This is a genomic window from Amycolatopsis sp. 3B14, from assembly GCF_050958625.1.
In the GTDB taxonomy this organism is placed as follows: Bacteria; Actinomycetota; Actinomycetes; order Mycobacteriales; family Pseudonocardiaceae; genus Amycolatopsis_E; species Amycolatopsis_E thermoflava.
The window spans coordinates 17,832-32,649 of sequence record NZ_JBHZEN010000002.1; the positions used below are offsets into that span (position 1 = coordinate 17,832).

Here is a 14,818-nt window from a genome sequence, read left to right on the forward strand (position 1 = left end):
TGACAGGGGTCTCATGCACCGACTGCTACATGATGCCATCTTTGGCCACCGCCGCGGCAGCTTCAAGTAGACCGTCCGCCCATCGACTGAGGGTGGCGCGCCCCGCTTCCGCGGTCGCCCCCGCGGGGTCACCCAGCACCCCGTTCGGGCTCACCCCGCGCACACCTTCGTCCCGCAACCGGCCGATCAGCTCCGGCAACGGCCGCGTCTCGCCGGATTCGAACCGGTTCACGCGCACGGCTTCCGGCCGCAACGCGAGCATCACCGAGGTCTCCAGCCGTCCGGCGTGCGTGTCGTCGGCCGGACCGTCCGGGCACCACGCGCGCACGTTCCGGCCCTCGTAACGCAGTTTCGCCACCGCCCGGCGCAACGGGGCCGCGTTGCCACCGTGCGCGCACACCAGCAGCACCCCGGCGAACGTGTCGGCGGAGCGCACCAGCTCGACCACGAGGAGTTCCGTGACTTCCTGACCGATCGACAGCGTGCCGGGAAAACCGGCGTGCTCCCCGCTCGAGCCGTAGGGCAGCGGGGGCGCGACGACCACCTCCGGACGGGCCTCGGCGAGGCGACGGCACAACTCGACGGCGATTTCGGTGTCCACCGTGTACGGCAGGTGCGGACCGTGCTGCTCGGTGGCGCCCAGCGGCACGGCCAGCAGGCGGCGCTCGCCGAGTTCGGGCCACGCGACGTCGGCGAGGTTCACAGCCGTTTCCGGATCGAGGCGGTGCCGCGCAGCGGCTCCGTTGAGGATGGTGGTGGGCGACGGGTGGGCCAGTTCGACAGATCCGGGATCAACGGTCCCGGTTCCTCCTCGCGCAGGCAACCGCGCCAAACCCCGGTGCCGTAAGCGAAATCGTCCGCGGCGCGGGCCAGCAGCCAGCGCAGCGGATCGATCTCCGGCCGGGTGCGGGCCCAGTCGGTGAGGTGGCGGGCGTAGGCCAGCGCCAGCACGCGACGACCCCGCCGGGACAGCGCAAGCAACGGGACCGCGACCGGGCCCCACGCGCCGGTGAGCGCGTCGGCCAGGAACCGGCCCGCCGCGACGTGCCCGCGCAGCGCGATGCCGAGCGCCTCCTTCGCCGGCACGTCAAGGGGTTTCAGTTTGCGCGGCAACAGGGCCGCGGTGCCGAGCGCGATCGCCACAGCGGTTTTCGGTCGCCCGGCGGCCAGCGCCAGCCAGGCCAGCGCGGTCCAGCCGGACACCCGGACCGGCGCGAGAGCCTGCCGCCCGTGGCGTTTCGCGAGCGGGGCGGCGGACGTGCCGTAGTCGTGGCGCTGCTTGAGCCAGGCGCGCCACGTCGTGCGCGGCTCGTGCACCACTTCGGACTCCGGCTCGTAACGCACGGATCCGCCGGCGTCGACGAGGCGCCAGATCAGGTCGACGTCCTCGCCGAACCGCAGGTCCTCGTCGAAGCCGTGGATCGCCTGCAGCGCCGAGGTCCGCACGACGAGCGCGGCGGTGGGCAGGTAGGTGATGCGGCCGCGTGGGCGGACCTGCGCCGGGGTGGCACCCATGTCCAAAGAGGACCGCAGCCGTTCGTACCGGGACAGCGTGCCGTCGCCGGGCGCGCTGCGCACCCGTGGCGCGACGGCCACCACCGCCGGGTCCTCGAACTGCGCCAGCAACGGCCCGAGCCAGCCCGGCTCGGGGCGGGTGTCGGCGTCGAGGAAGGCGACCAGCTCGGTGGTCACCTTGCGCCACCCGGTGTTGCGGGCCGCCGCCGGTCCACGCGCGACGGGATGCCGGTCGACCGCGTGCGGCACCGGCGCCGCCGACCCGTCGTCGACGACGAGCGTCTCGCGCACGTCGGCCAGGCGCGGCAGGAGCCCGGCGAGGCGGTCGGCGTGGTCGCGGACCGGGACCACGACGGTGACGTCCTGCGGCGTCAGCTTCGCCTCGGGGTAGGTGGGGTGGACCATCCCGGCGAGGGTGAGCTTCTCGGCCAGCCGCCGTTGGTGCGGCTTGTCTCCGACGGGTGTACCGCTTGCCCACTGGGCGAACAGGCGCGCCCCGGTGGCGGACAGCTTGATGATCCGCAGGGGCGACCCGCCGACGAGGACGCGCCCGCCGGCGACGGCCTTGGTGGAGGGATCCAGGCGCAGCACCGTCATGCCGTGAACCCCCCGTCCGCGTGGACGACGGTGCCGGTGACGGCGCTCGCGTCCGGGCCGCACAGCCAGCAGACCGCGGCCGCCACCTCCTCGGGTTCGAGCAGCCGCTCGGCGAGCTGGTGCTGGGCGAACTCCTCGACGTCGTCCAGGTCGTAGAGCGCGGCGGTGGCCTGCAGCATCGGCGTCCGGGTGGAGCCGGGTGAGACGGCCGTCGCGGTGACGCCGGTGCCGCGCAGGTCCGTGGCGAGGCCGCGGATGAGCCCGACGACCGCGTGCTTGGCGGCGTTGTAGCCGGCCAGGCGCCAGAGCCCGGTGTGCGCGGCGGCCGAGGCGAGGGCGACGAACCGTCCGGTGCGCGGCTGCGGGCGGCGCAGCAGGGCGGGCACCGCGGCGCGGGCGAGGTGGAAGACGCCGTCCACCCCGGCGCCGAACAACGATTCCCACTCGGAATCGGTGGTCTCCCAGAGCGGCCGCCCACCTGCCATGACCGCAGCTGCGGCGACAGCGGCGTCGAGCCCGCCGAACTCGCGCTCGGCGACGGCGACAGCCTCGTCGACGGCCCGTTGGTCCCGCACGTCGGCGACGAAGTCGAGCACCTGGCCCGGCCACTTCGCGGCGACCTCGGCGAGCTGCTCCCGCCGCGCCAGCGGGTAACCCAGCCCCGGGTCGTCCTCGGCGACGTCCACGGCGACGACGCGCCAGCCCTCTCCCGCGAGCCGGTGCACGACGGCCGCCCCGATCCCCCGCCCGGCCCCCGTCACCACGGCGACGCGCGGGGTCACGTGATCATCTCCACGAGCGGAGCCTGCCAGCTGCCCGCTCACGACAACACCACCCACCCGGTGACAACCCGGCCGCGGGCGGCCACCCGGGCAGCCGGGGCCTGCTGGAGTGCCGCTTGCGGCACAGTTCCGAGCGCCCGCCCGGCGGCCCCGCGCCCAGTCACACCACTCACAACGACACCCCCGCTCGATGGCCCTCCACCACCGCGGCGTGCGCGCGCCGCGGCGTCACGCAATCCCCCGCGCGCAGGACCGGGAACGGCGCTTCCCGCAGCGCGTGCCACAACGCGTCCTCCGGCTCCTGGTGCGTCGCGCACACCACCCAGTCGCAGCGGACCTCGGTGGTCTCGCCGGTCGTGTGCTTCAACATCCGCAACGCCACGCCCCCATCCTCCGTCGCCGCGGCGCCGAGCACCATCTCGTCCGTCCGCTCCGCGATCCCGAGCGCGTGCGCCCGCCGCCCGAACAGCTCCCGGTCCAGCGTCAGCCCCAGGTCCTGCCCGACGACCATCCCGGGCGTCGACAACGTCACCCGGCAGCCCCGCCGCGCCAGCAGCTCCGCCACCGACGTCGCCGGGTGGAAACCCACCTCGTCGATCACCACCACCGCGCCGGACGGCGAGACACCGTCCAGCACCTCCCGCGCGTGCACCACCCGCGGCGGGACCGCCCATCCCGGCAGCACCGGCCGGGCGCCCGTCGCCAGCACCACGGCATCCGGCGCCTCGTCCAGCAGGAACGAAGCCGTCACCGCAACACCTGTCGTCAAGTCGACACCAGCGTCACGGCACTCGGTCAGCAGGTTGCGCACCAGGTCACCCAGCTCGCCCCGGCCCGGTGCGGTCGCGGCCAGCGCGATCTGCCCGCCCACCTCGCCGCGCTCGAACACCGTCACCCGGTGCCCCCGCCCGCCCGCCGTCGCCGCCGCCTGAAGCCCGGCTGGGCCGGCGCCGACGACCAGCACCCGCTTGGGGCGCGGCCCGGGCGGCGGCAGCGGCACCGCCTCCCGCCCGGCGCGCGGGTTCTCCACGCACCCGAGCCACCGGTTGAGACCCATCCGCCCGACGCACTCCTGGTTGCAGGACAGGCAGGTCCGCACCTCCCGCCCGGCCCGCGCCTTCGCCGCGAACGACGGGTCGGCGATCTGCCCGCGCACCACGCCGACGAGGTCGCACCGCCCCTCGGCCAGCGCCCGCTCGGCCTCCTCCGGCGACTTGATCCGCCCGATGCCCACCACCGGCACCGACACGGCGCGCCGCAACGCTTCGGACACCGGCAACGCGTACCCCCGCGGCACCGCCATCGACGGTTCGACCATGTACAGCGTCGAGGTCGCGACTCCGATCGAGGTGTTCAGGTAGTCGATGTCCGGCGAGATCAGCCGCGCCACCTCGGCCGCCTCGGCCGGTGTGATGCCGCCCTCGACCAGGTCGTCGCCGGAGAGCCGCACCCCCAGCGCACGGTCCGGCCCGATCGCAGCCCGTACCTCCGCGACGACCTCCCGCAGGAACCGCGCGCGGTTGGGCAGCGGACCACCGTAGTCGTCGGTCCGCAGGTTCGCCGCGGGCGCCAGGAACCCGCGCAACAGCGACGACTGCGAGCACTGGATCTCCACGCCGTCGAAGCCGCCTTCGGCGCAGTGCCGCGCGACCCGCCCGTACCCGGCGACCACCTCGGCGATCTCCGCGACGGTCATCACCTTGGGCACCTCGCGGAACAGCGGGTCCGGCACCGGGGACGGCGCCCACACCGCCCGCCGCGAGTACATCGACGACGCCTGCCCGCCGTTGTGGTTGAGCTGCGCGAAGATCGGCACCCCGTGCGCGTGCACGGCGCCGGTGATGCGGCGGTAGCCGGGCACGACCTCCGGCCGGTACCCGTGGATCACCTTCTCGTAGGGCCAGTCCGAGGGGTGCACGACGTGTTCCTCGGAGATGATCAGCCCGGCGCCGCCCGCGGCCCGCGCGGCGTAGTAGGCGGCGTGCTGCTCGGTGGGCAGGTTGCCGGTGGCGTAGTTGGTCAGGTGCGCGGCGAACACGATCCGGTTGCGCACCTCGACCGGTCCCAGCCGCAACGGTTCGAACAGCAGGCTCACAACGCCACCGCCGCGCGTCGGCCGTCCAGAACGGCTTCGTGGATCGTCCGGGGCGCCACGGCGTCACCGACCGCGACCCCGGGCAGCACGGCCTCCGGCAGCCGATGTCCACAGTGGACCACGGCGGCGCACGGCAGCTCCCGGCACTCCCCGGTGAGCACGTCCTCCACCACCACGTGGTCCCGCCGCGCCACCCGCAGGCGCGAGCGCTTCGCCAGCTCCACCCCGGCCCGCTGCAGGCGCGCGTTCACCGCCGCGACGTCCCGGACCTGGGTCGCGATCACCGGGTCCGGGCTGACGATCGTCACGGCGCACCCATCGGCCAGCAACTCGGCGACAGCCGCGCCGGTCCAGTCGCCGAGCGGGTCGTGCACCACGACCGGCCCGTCCGGCAGCTCCGCGCCACCCAGCACCGCGGTCACGTCGAGCACCCGGCCGCCCTCGACGGAGTAGTCCCGCGGACCAGGCCTGCTACCGGTCGCCACGACCACCGGCCGCCCGTCCGCCGCGACGGTCTCGACGCCGGTCGAAATCCGCACGCCCAGCCGCCGGACCTCGCCCTCCAGCCAGTCCACGAGCCGCGCCAGCCGGTCCCGCCCGGGAAGCCGCGCCGCGACACGCGCCATCCCGCCGAGCCGGTCGTCGCGCTCGGTCAGCTCGACGTCGAAACCCCGCAGGGCGAGCACCCGCGCGGCTTCCAGCCCGGCCGGCCCGCCGCCGGCCACCAGCACCTCCCCGGAACCCGGGCGCGGCAGCGGATCCTCGGTCTCGTGCCCGCTGCGTGGCTCGCCGATGCAGCTGACGACCGGGTTCCGCGGATCCCGCACCCGGCACTTCTGGTTGCACAGCACACACGGCCGCGGTCGCGTCCCGGCCCGCACATGGCGCACCAGGTCCGGATCGGCGATCTGCGCGCGGGTCATCTCGACCAGCCCGGCGAAGTCCAGCGCCCGCTCGGCGAGCGCGGGATCCACCACACTGCCCTGCAGCACCGTCAAGGCGCGCCCGGAAAACGCCCGGCACAGGTCGACGTTGAAGCCCGGTTCGGTGCGCGCGTCGGGCCGGGAGTCGGCGAACGCCGATCCCCGCACCGGCACCAGGTAGTCGATCCCGCCCGGCACGGGCGCGGTCTCCGGGGTGATCCCGCCCCACGGCGCGCCTTCGTCGCACGCGAGCCGCAGTCCGAGGATGCGGTTGCCGATCGCCTCCCGGACGGCGGCGACCACCTCGCGCAGCAGCAGTCCCCGATCGCCGTAGGCGTCCGTGCGGCGGTTGGTCAGCCCGGAACAGAACTGCCGCAGCAGGGAATACTGCCCGGCGTCGATCTCCACACCATCCACACCGGACTCGACGGCGAGCGCGGCGGCGGCGCGGAACCCGGCGATCAGCTCCGCGATCTCCGGGCCGTCCATCTCCATCGGCAGTTCACGGCTCACCGGATCGGGCACCCGCGACGGGGCCCACAGCGCGGACTGGTGGTAGGCCGAACTCCCCTGCCCGCCGGCGTGCCCGAGCGAGGCGACCACAAGCGTCCCGTGTGGACGGCACGCGTCCACGACGGACGCCCACCCCGGGCCGCATTCGGCGGCCAGCGGCGCGCGCTCGTACGGCCAGTCGGAGGGGTGCACGCTCGCCGTCTCGGTGACGACGATCCCGGCGCCGCCCTCGGCCCGCCGCCGGTAGTAGGCGACGTGCCGGTCGGCGAGCGCCCGCCCCCGAGCCAGGTTCGTTTCGTGCGGACCGAAAAGGACCCGGCTCGGGGCGGTGCCGCCGCCGACCCGGACGGGGCCGGCGAGCCTGCTCATCGTCCTGGCTGGAACCCCGCGAGCGGGCTGGTGTCGCAGGCCCGGTCCGGCCGGGCGCTGCCCTCGGGCGGGCCGAACCCGATGCTGACGGGCACCTTGCTGGTCTTGCGGCTCTGGCGGGTCTTGCGGTGCGAGTGGTCGATGTGCGACCGCGGCGCCCCGCTGACCCCGGCCAGCGCCAGTTCCCCGTGCCCCTTCACACATTCCGGATCTGGACCGTCCAGCGGGAGGCCGGTGAAGAACTTCGCCGCCATGCACCCGCCCTGGCAGGCGTCGTAGGCCGAACAGGACGTGCACGCGCCGCCGGTCTGCGGGCCGCGCAGGCGCTCGAACAGCTCGGAGGTGTTCCACACGCCGGCGAACCCGCCCTCGTCGCGGACGTTGCCCGCGAGGAACTCCTCGTGGATAGCGAACGGGCAGGCGTAGACGTCGCCGACCGGGTCGATCAGGCACACCACGCGCCCCGCCCCGCACAGGTTCAGGCCAGGCAGCGGGTCCGAACCGAGCGCGTTGAGGTGGAAGAACGAGTCGCCGGTGAGGACCTTCTCGCCGTTGGCGATCAGCCAGTCGTAGAGCTGCAGCTGCTGTTCGGCGGTCGGGTGCAGCTCGTCCCAGGTGTCCGCGCCGCGGCCGGACGGGCGCAGCCGCGTGATGCGCAGCTGGGCGCCGTAGGTGTCGGCGATGGCCTTGAACTCGTCGAGCTGACCGACGTTGTGCCGGGTCATCACGACGGAGAGCTTGAAGTCGCGGAACCCGGCGTCCTTCAGGTTCCGCATCGCCCGCATCGCGGTGTCGTAGGAACCCGGGCCGCGGACGTAGTCGTTGACCTCGGCGGTGGCACCGTCCAAGGAGATCTGCACGTCCACGTAGTCGGTGGCGGCGAGCCACCGCGCCCGCTCCGGGGTGAGCTTGACGCCGTTGGTGGAGAACTTGACGCCCACCTGGTGGTCCACCGCGTACTCGACGAGCTCCCAGAAGTCGGCGCGGACGGTGGGCTCGCCACCGCCGATGTTGACGTAGAAGACCTGCATGCGCTGCAGCTCGTCGATGACGGCCTTGCACTCCGCGGTGCTCAGCTCCCGCGGGTCACGGCGGCCCGACGAGGACAGGCAGTGCACGCACGAGAGGTTGCAGGCGTAGGTCAGTTCCCAGGTCAGGCAGATGGGCGAGTTCAGCCCCTGCTTGAAGTGTTCGACGAGCTTCATCGCACGCCCTTCTCAGTGGTTCAGCGCGGTTCGATCGTGCCGTTCTCGGCGAGTCCGGCCAGCGCCTTCAGGTAGGCCGGGCGCTGGTCGCCGGGGACGCCGGCGGCGTCGAGGGTGGTGTGCACGTCGGGCTGGTCCCCGAGCGTGCGCACCACCTCGACCAGGATCTTCGTCTTCAGGAACGAAAGCCTCCGGGTGCCGAAGTCGTAGGCGAGCGCCCCGAACGGTTCCGGTCGCAACGCGACGCGCGGGGAGCACCGGTAGGCCTGGTCCGGATCGAACACGGTCAGTAGACGCCGCACATGCCGTCGATGGAGACCTCTTCCACGAGCAGGTCCTCCTCGACGAGCGAGTCTTCCACGGCGGGGGCGACGTTCTTGGCCTCGGACATGGGATGCTCCCTTCGGCGATGGGCCGCTCCGGTGCGGCCGCGCTTCTCGGACAATAATGGCACCGAGTGCCGAATGGAAGAGGGATGACCGAAAAGGCGGATCCGGCGCCCCGGGCGGGACGCAAGCCGATCACGTCGCGCGCCGAAGTCGAGCACGTGGCGTTCGAACTGTTCGCCAGCCGCGGGTTCGACCGCACGACGATCGACGACATCGCGAAGGCAGCCGGCATCGGGCGGCGCACGTTCTTCCGCTACTTCCCGTCGAAGAACGACATCGCCTGGGGCGACTTCGACGGCCAGCTGGACAAGATGCGCAAGCGCCTCGCGTCCTACCCGCCGGACCGCCCGCTGCCCGGCGTGCTGCGGGAGGCGCTGGTGGACTTCAACCGGGTCGACCCGTCCGAGGCGGTGTGGCACCGGCAGCGGATGGAGCTGATCCTGACCACGCCGGCACTGCAGGCGCACTCGACGCTGCGCTACGCGGACTGGCGGCAGGTGATCGCGGAGTTCGTCGCGGGACGGCTCGGGGTGGCCGCCTCGGCGCTCGCTCCGCAGACCGTGGCCTACACCGCGCTGGGCATCGCGCTGGCCGCGTACGAGCAGTGGCTGCGCGACCCGCGCGCCGACCTCGCCGAGCTGATGGCCGCCGGCGTGGACCAGCTGACGGAAGCGCTGACCTGAGCGGTCAGCGGGGCAGGCGGAGGAACTCCGACGCCCGGCGCCACACCTCGCGCGGGTCCGGATCGGTCGCGGTCCACGTGGTGGAGCGGGTCCGGCCGCGCCCGCGGTAGGTCCGCATGATCTGCCGGTGCACGGGGAGGCCGACGAAGCCGCGCATCGCGCCCTCGCCGCGCCACAGGGAGACCGAGCCGGTTCTGCGCCGCGACGGTTCGGCCCAGAGCCAGTGCCCGACCGCGCCGTCGAGGGTCGGCCACAGGCGGGACAGCTGCCTGCCCGCGCGGTAGATCCCCGGCAGGTCGCGCAACCGATCGGAGGTGAAGTCGGTGACGCTGACGAGCACGGGCCCGCTCGCGGCGGCGGGTCCGGGTGTCCACGAGGTGCGCAGCATGGTTCAGTCCTCCGGCAGGATGGCGGGATCGGTGGCGAGGGTCCGCAGCCGCGCCAGGACGGCGCGGCGGGCGCGGGCGTAGGTGATCTCGTGCCCGACGAGGCGCGAGTGGATCACGGCCGACTCACCGAGCGCGTCGATCTCGTAGGCAAGCTGGTCCGGGTCGGCGTCCTCGGTCAGCTCGCCCAGGGCGATCGCCTCGTCGACGAGCGAGCGGATGAAGGCGAGCCAGTCGTGCAGCGCCTGCGCTGTTTTGGCCTGGACGGCGCCGGGCCGGTCGTCGAATTCCGTTTGCGCGGCGAGGAAGAAGCACCTGCCGGGCAGCACACCGCCGGCGTAGAAGGCCATCCGCGCCTCGTGCAGCGCGAACACCCGCCGGATGCCGGGTAGCGTGCGCAGGGCGGGCGCCATGACGCGATCGGTCCACTGCCTGCGTGCCTGGTCGATGGCGTCCAGCTGCAGGTGTTCCTTGTCCTTCCAGTGCGCGAACAGTCCGGACTTGCTGATGCCGAGGTGCTCGGCGAGCCGCCCGAACGTGAGACCTTCCAGCCCGTGCACCGACGCCAGCGCCACCGCCGCGTCGAGCACCGTCTCCCGCGTGCGCTGACCCCGCTCCCGCCGCCGATCGCTGTGCATGGGTCGACCGTACACTAGAAAACCGATCGATCGGTCTTATTTCATGCGAGGCATGAACCCGGCCCCGGTTCAGGCCGGTTCTAGCCGTCCACCAGGTTCAGCAGCGTCGCCGGCCCCAGGACGCGCGCGCCCTCCGCCGTCACCCGTGCTCGGAGCTCGCGGTCGGCCGTCACCACCACCACGTGGTCGTCGGGGCGAGCGTCGCGCGTTTTGCGGACGCTTTCCACGATCTGGGAGTCGCCGTCGCGGACCGCGGCGATCACCTCGACCTCGTCGGCCGGGGGCACGTCCCGCGCCTGGCCTTCGACCACCATCTGCACCCGCGGCCACCACGACCAGTCCGCCCCGCCGAGCCCGACGTCCGCGCTGCGCACCCCGTCGCGCGCCAGCCCGGACAACCGGTCCCGCAGCCGCTCCGCCGCCCCGGCCCGGTCCCGCCACCAGCCGTCCGGCCGGGAGCCGACCACGTTGGCCGCGTCGACGACCAGCACCAGCTCACGACCCAGCTGGGCGTGCAGCGCCGGCCAGGCCGCCGCGAAGTCGGCGTGCAGCGGGAACGAGCCGACCTCGTCCGGCGGCACCCACCGCAGCTCGGCGCTCTCCTCGTTGACCACCCGCTCCCGCACCGGGTGCCGGGTGTTCGCCAGGACCGTCGTGTAGCTCCAGCCGCCGTGGTCGACCACCGACTCCGCGGTGGGCCGCACCGCGGCGGACGGCACCGCGGCCTCCTCCTCCGCCTCACGCGTCGCGGCCTCCCGCGCGGACTCGTGCCCGCGGAGCGCGCCGCCGGGCAGCGCCCACGTCTCGCCGTGGTGCGTCCACCAGGCCCGGTGCTGCAGCAGCACACCCCGCTCGGGATCGGTCAGCAGCAGGCCCGCGGCGCCGAAGAGGCCCCAATGCCGGTGGCCGCGCTCGCAGTACACGAAGCCGTCGCCGTCATCAGGGGTCATCGTTCCAGCTTGTCATACCGCCGTGGCTTCGAGCGCCAGCGCGGCGGCCCCCACCAGCGCGGCGTCGTCGCCCAGCTGCGCGGTGCGGATGCGCGCGAGCGGCCGGTGCCTGCCGCCGGTGATCGCGGCCGCATAGTGCTCGCGGGCCTCGTCGAGGAACAGCGGCGCCGACTCCGACACGCCGCCCGCGATCACCACGATCTCCGGGTCGAACACGTCCGCGACCAGCGCCAGCCCCTCGCCGAGCCACTTCGCCAGCTCGGCCACCGCCCGCTGCGCGATCGGGTCGCCGTCGCGCGCCGCCCCGGCCACCCGGCGACCGGTCAGCGCGCCCGGGTCCAGCCCGATGTCCCTGGACAGGACCGTGGCCGTGCCCGGGTACCTGGCCAGCAGCTCGATCGCGGTCGCGGCCAGCGCCGTGCCGCTGCAGTAGCGCTCCCAGCAGCCGTACTTGCCGCAGGGGCACGCCCGCCCGTCCGGCACCACCGTCAGGTGCCCGAGCTCCGGCGCGACGCCGTTCGCGCCGCGGTACAGCTCACCGTCCAGCAGCAGCCCCGCGCCGATCCCGGTGCCGATCGCGACCAGCGCCGCGACCCCGGCCCCGCGCGCGGCGCCGAAGCGGTGCTCGCCGACCGCGGCGGCGTTCGCGTCGTGCTCCAGCGTCACCGGCAGGCCGACGCGCTTGGCGATGCGGTCCGCCACCGGCGCGTGCCGCCAGGCCAGGTGCGGCGCGAACATCACGGTGCGCCGGTCGTTGGCGACGAACCCGGCGACCGCCAGGCCCACCCCGGCGATGTCGTCGTGCCGGTTGCGCAGCTCGTCGATCACCCCGGTGATGGCGTCTTCGAGCGCGTCCTCGGCGGCCGGCGTGCCCGCCCGCGCGGTGTCCAGGATCGAGCCGTGCTCGTCCACCACACCGGCACGGACGCTCGTGCCACCGACGTCCAGGCCGATCGCGTGCACTAGCCCTCCCGCCACTGCACCGGGATGCGCTGCACCCGGCCGGAGTCCGGCTGCGGCCGCGGCGGCGGCTGGAACCCGGGCATGTGCACGCCCTCCTGCGGCTCCCACCGGTCGGCCAGCACGGCCCGCAGCAACGCGATGATCTGCGCCGCCTGCTCCAGGACGCGGGCGACGAACTCGGGCTTCTCGCCGCGCACCACGGCGACCACGGCGCACAGCGGGCACCAGCCGCAGTCGCCGCCGTCCTCGGGCTTCTCGGCCGTGCCGTGCCCGGCGGCGACCACGCCGTCCAGCCAGGGCGCCGCGCGTTCGACGACCATCTCGACGAGCAGCCGGATCTCCTCGGCCAGGCTCGCCGCGCTCACGCCTTCGGTCGTCATCGGTCCTCCCCCGGCTTGGTGAGCGAGACGACGAGACCGTCCGCATCGGACTCGGCGCCGGTGATCCGGCACGGGCGCAACGACTCCGGCAGCGCCACCAGGCGGCGGAACCCGTCGACCGTGACGGCCAGGTCGTCGTCCACGCGCGCCAGGTCCAGCTCGGCCCCGCGGTCCAGCGGCAGCGCCAGCCGCAGCCGGTACCCACCGTCCACTTCGGTCACATGCAGCAGGGGCGCGGAGGTGGACCCCTTGCCCTCCAGCGGATCCCGCTCGCCGTACAGCTCGGTGGCGATCTCCCGCAGCGCGGGCAGCCCGACCGGCTCGGCGGCGCGGTGCTCCACCCTGGCCAGCTCCCAGGTCAGCTCGCTCAGCACCTCGTCCTGCTGGCGGCGGCGGGTGCGCATCCAGTTCGCCGCCGCCCCGCGCCACACGCCGGGCGCGGGCATCAGGCGGTTCACGATCAGCCCGTCGACCCTGATCCCGCGCAGCGCCAGCGAGCTCAGCGTGCGGCGCGCCTCGGCGACCACGACCCGCTCCGGCGTCAGCACCAGCCGCACCGTGGTGACGGCCGGATCGGTCAGCAGGTCGCGCAGCGCCGAGACGTGCGCCGCGAGGTCGCGCACCGACCGGGCCAGGCCACGGGAGCCGGTGAGCGTGAGCTGCCAGCCGAACACCTTGTCCAGGTACCCGGCCACGGCCTCGGGAAGCGCGAGCAGCCGCAGCGTTTCCGCGGTCGGCCCGCAGTCGACCACCACCACGTCCCACCGGCCGGCCTCGGCCAGCCGCTGCACCTCGGTGAGCGCGAGCAGCTCGTCCACGCCGGGCAGGACGCTCAGCTCCTCGGCGTCCAGCGCGTCCACCCCGGCGCCCGCGAGCGCGCCCTTGAGCCTGCCGCGCAGGTCCTGCCAGATGTCGTCGACGAGGCCACGCGAGTCGACCTGCGCGCCGTGCAGCCGGGTGTCCACGTCGGACGGTTCGCGGCCGAGCCGCTTGCCGAACGCGTCCGCCAGCGAGTGCGCCGGATCGGTGGACACGACCAGCGTCTTGTACCCGCGGGCGGCCAGGCCCGCCGCCGTCGCCGCGGCGAGCGTCGTCTTGCCGACGCCTCCCTTGCCGGTGAACAGCAGCAGCCGGGTCATGGGCCGTCCCGCCCTCAGGCGAGGTCCTCCACGCGGCGCTTGAGCTCCTTGAGCGCGGTGTCCATGACCATCTTCTCCGCCTTGCGGCGCAGCAGCCCGATCATCGGCAGCACCAGCTCGACCGACAGCGTGTAGGTGACCCGCGTGCGGTTCCCGACCGCCTCCAGCTCGTAGCGGCCGTCCTGCGCCTTCTGCATCTGCCCGCGCACCAGGTGCCAGCTGACCGACCGGCCGTCGGCGGCCCAGTCGTACTCCAGTGTGTAGACGTCCTTGATCGGGCCGGCGTCCAGGGTCAGCTTGACCTGCTTGGGACGGCCCGCGTCGTCGGTCGCGAGCACCTCGGTCTCCCGGACCTGCTTGGCCCATTCCGGGTACGACGCGAAGTCCGCGATCACCGCCATGACCTTCTCCGGCGGCGCGTCGACCTCGATGGACTGCGTGGACTGGTCGGCCATGGCGGAGAGGTTACCGCCTGGCCCGCGTCACCACCGCAGGACGTACGGGCGCCCGGTGACCTTGAAGTGGCCGACGTTGCGGCACTCGGTGCGGCCCACCCGCAGCCGGGCCGACAGCGGCTGGTGCACGTGGCCGAACAGCGACCACCGCGGCTGCTCCGCGTAGACCAGGCCGCGCAGGGCCGACGAGCCCAGCTCGTGCCGCCGGGCGACCACGTCGTAGGTCAGCTCCGGCAGCGCGGGCGGCTGGTGGGTGCACAGCACGTCGATGTCGGTGAGCTTGCCCACCGCCTCGTCGAACTCCTCCTGCGTGCGCAGGTAGGGCCGCCACACCGGGTTGGACCGGCGGATCGTGGCCCCCGCCGGCAGCACCACGCCGCCCGCGAAGCCGAACCGCAGGCCGCCGATCTCGACGACCTCACCCTCGACCAACCGCACGTCGTCCCCGGCGAACTCGGGCCACAGGTCCGGCGAGTCGACGTTGCCCGCGATCGCGTAGGTCGGCGCGGTCATCGCCGCGAACATCGCCGCGTACTGCTCGCGCACGGCCTCCTCGACGGCGGCGGCCGGGTCGTCCAGGCTCGACCACAGGGACTTCGAGAAGGCGATCGACTCCTCGCGGGTGCCCTCGCGGCGGAGCCGGGCGAAGGTGGCGACCTTCTCCGGACCGAACAGCGTGCCGAGGATGCCCTGGTCGTGCTGGTGGTAGTCGACGAAGTCGAGCAGGTCCCCGAGGACGATCAGCGCGTCCGCCCCGTCACCGGCCCTGGCCAGGGCTTCCGTGTTCCCGTGGACGTCCGAGACGACATGAACGCGCATGATTCCCCAGTTTAGCG

General features: G+C 73.8%; 17 protein-coding genes. 1 reads left to right on the forward strand and 16 read right to left on the reverse strand.

Annotated elements, in window-relative coordinates; translation table 11 throughout:
• Nucleotides 1–25: 25 nt before the first annotated feature.
• From mftE to mftA, 8 genes are all read right to left on the reverse strand, one after another.
• Nucleotides 26–703 (reverse strand): mycofactocin biosynthesis peptidyl-dipeptidase MftE, encoded by a 678-nt coding sequence (mftE, locus tag ACCP09_RS00585; RefSeq protein WP_433742460.1) that lies wholly within the window; start codon nt 701–703, stop codon nt 26–28.
• Nucleotides 700–2,112 (reverse strand): mycofactocin biosynthesis glycosyltransferase MftF, encoded by a 1,413-nt coding sequence (gene mftF, locus ACCP09_RS00590; protein ID WP_433742462.1) that lies wholly within the window; start codon nt 2,110–2,112, stop codon nt 700–702. Before mftF ends, mftE begins: the two co-directional genes overlap by 4 nt.
• Complete coding sequence (locus ACCP09_RS00595; protein ID WP_027934955.1) at nt 2,109–2,894, reverse strand: mycofactocin-coupled SDR family oxidoreductase; 786 nt, start codon at nt 2,892–2,894, stop codon at nt 2,109–2,111. The genes mftF and ACCP09_RS00595 overlap by 4 nt, the downstream gene beginning before the upstream one ends.
• A gap of 169 nt (nt 2,895–3,063) precedes the next feature.
• Nucleotides 3,064–4,989 carry a mycofactocin system FadH/OYE family oxidoreductase 2 gene (locus ACCP09_RS00600; RefSeq protein WP_433742464.1) on the reverse strand — a complete coding sequence of 642 codons (1,926 nt, stop codon included), beginning with the start codon at nt 4,987–4,989 and terminating at the stop codon, nt 3,064–3,066.
• A complete protein-coding gene (locus ACCP09_RS00605; protein ID WP_433742466.1) occupies nt 4,986–6,794 on the reverse strand; it encodes a mycofactocin system FadH/OYE family oxidoreductase 1 in 1,809 nt (602 codons plus the stop codon). The genes ACCP09_RS00600 and ACCP09_RS00605 overlap by 4 nt, the downstream gene beginning before the upstream one ends.
• Nucleotides 6,791–7,999: a mycofactocin radical SAM maturase gene (mftC, locus tag ACCP09_RS00610; RefSeq protein WP_027934952.1), complete on the reverse strand. Its 1,209-nt coding sequence runs from the start codon at nt 7,997–7,999 to the stop codon at nt 6,791–6,793. The genes ACCP09_RS00605 and mftC overlap by 4 nt, the downstream gene beginning before the upstream one ends.
• Nucleotides 8,000–8,019: 20 nt before the next feature.
• Nucleotides 8,020–8,301, reverse strand: a complete 282-nt coding sequence (gene mftB, locus ACCP09_RS00615) for a mycofactocin biosynthesis chaperone MftB (RefSeq protein WP_017983864.1) — start codon at nt 8,299–8,301, stop codon at nt 8,020–8,022.
• On the reverse strand, nt 8,286–8,390 hold the full coding sequence (gene mftA / locus ACCP09_RS00620) for a mycofactocin precursor MftA (RefSeq protein WP_017983865.1): 105 nt from the start codon (nt 8,388–8,390) through the stop codon (nt 8,286–8,288). The genes mftB and mftA overlap by 16 nt, the downstream gene beginning before the upstream one ends.
• Before the next feature lie 84 nt (nt 8,391–8,474).
• On the opposite strand from mftA, the gene mftR reads away from it, so the two are divergent.
• Entirely contained in the window at nt 8,475–9,071 is a 597-nt protein-coding gene (gene mftR / locus ACCP09_RS00625; protein WP_027934951.1) for a mycofactocin system transcriptional regulator, read from the forward strand.
• Nucleotides 9,072–9,075: 4 nt separating this feature from the next.
• On the opposite strand, the gene ACCP09_RS00630 is transcribed toward mftR, so the two are convergent.
• The 8 genes from ACCP09_RS00630 to ACCP09_RS00665 form a co-directional block, all read right to left on the reverse strand.
• Nucleotides 9,076–9,459, reverse strand: a complete 384-nt coding sequence (locus ACCP09_RS00630; RefSeq protein ID WP_433742470.1) for a hypothetical protein — start codon at nt 9,457–9,459, stop codon at nt 9,076–9,078.
• Between the two features lie 3 nt (nt 9,460–9,462).
• The gene (locus ACCP09_RS00635; RefSeq protein WP_433742472.1) at nt 9,463–10,095 is read right to left on the reverse strand and encodes a TetR/AcrR family transcriptional regulator; all 633 of its coding nucleotides are present in this window, start codon (nt 10,093–10,095) and stop codon (nt 9,463–9,465) included.
• Between the two features lie 80 nt (nt 10,096–10,175).
• Complete coding sequence (locus ACCP09_RS00640; RefSeq protein WP_433742474.1) at nt 10,176–11,045, reverse strand: NUDIX domain-containing protein; 870 nt, start codon at nt 11,043–11,045, stop codon at nt 10,176–10,178.
• A gap of 12 nt (nt 11,046–11,057) precedes the next feature.
• Entirely contained in the window at nt 11,058–11,993 is a 936-nt protein-coding gene (locus ACCP09_RS00645; protein WP_433742592.1) for an ROK family protein, read from the reverse strand.
• A 14-nt stretch (nt 11,994–12,007) separates the two neighbouring features.
• Complete coding sequence (locus ACCP09_RS00650) at nt 12,008–12,388, reverse strand: hypothetical protein (RefSeq protein ID WP_378334016.1); 381 nt, start codon at nt 12,386–12,388, stop codon at nt 12,008–12,010.
• A complete protein-coding gene (locus ACCP09_RS00655; RefSeq protein WP_123685472.1) occupies nt 12,385–13,527 on the reverse strand; it encodes an ArsA family ATPase in 1,143 nt (380 codons plus the stop codon). The genes ACCP09_RS00650 and ACCP09_RS00655 overlap by 4 nt, the downstream gene beginning before the upstream one ends.
• A gap of 14 nt (nt 13,528–13,541) precedes the next feature.
• Nucleotides 13,542–13,982, reverse strand: coding sequence for an SRPBCC family protein (locus ACCP09_RS00660; RefSeq protein WP_017983871.1), 441 nt, complete (start codon nt 13,980–13,982; stop codon nt 13,542–13,544).
• 27 nt (nt 13,983–14,009) lie between these two features.
• On the reverse strand, nt 14,010–14,801 hold the full coding sequence (locus ACCP09_RS00665) for a metallophosphoesterase family protein (protein WP_123685471.1): 792 nt from the start codon (nt 14,799–14,801) through the stop codon (nt 14,010–14,012).
• Between the last annotated feature and the right edge of the window lie 17 nt (nt 14,802–14,818).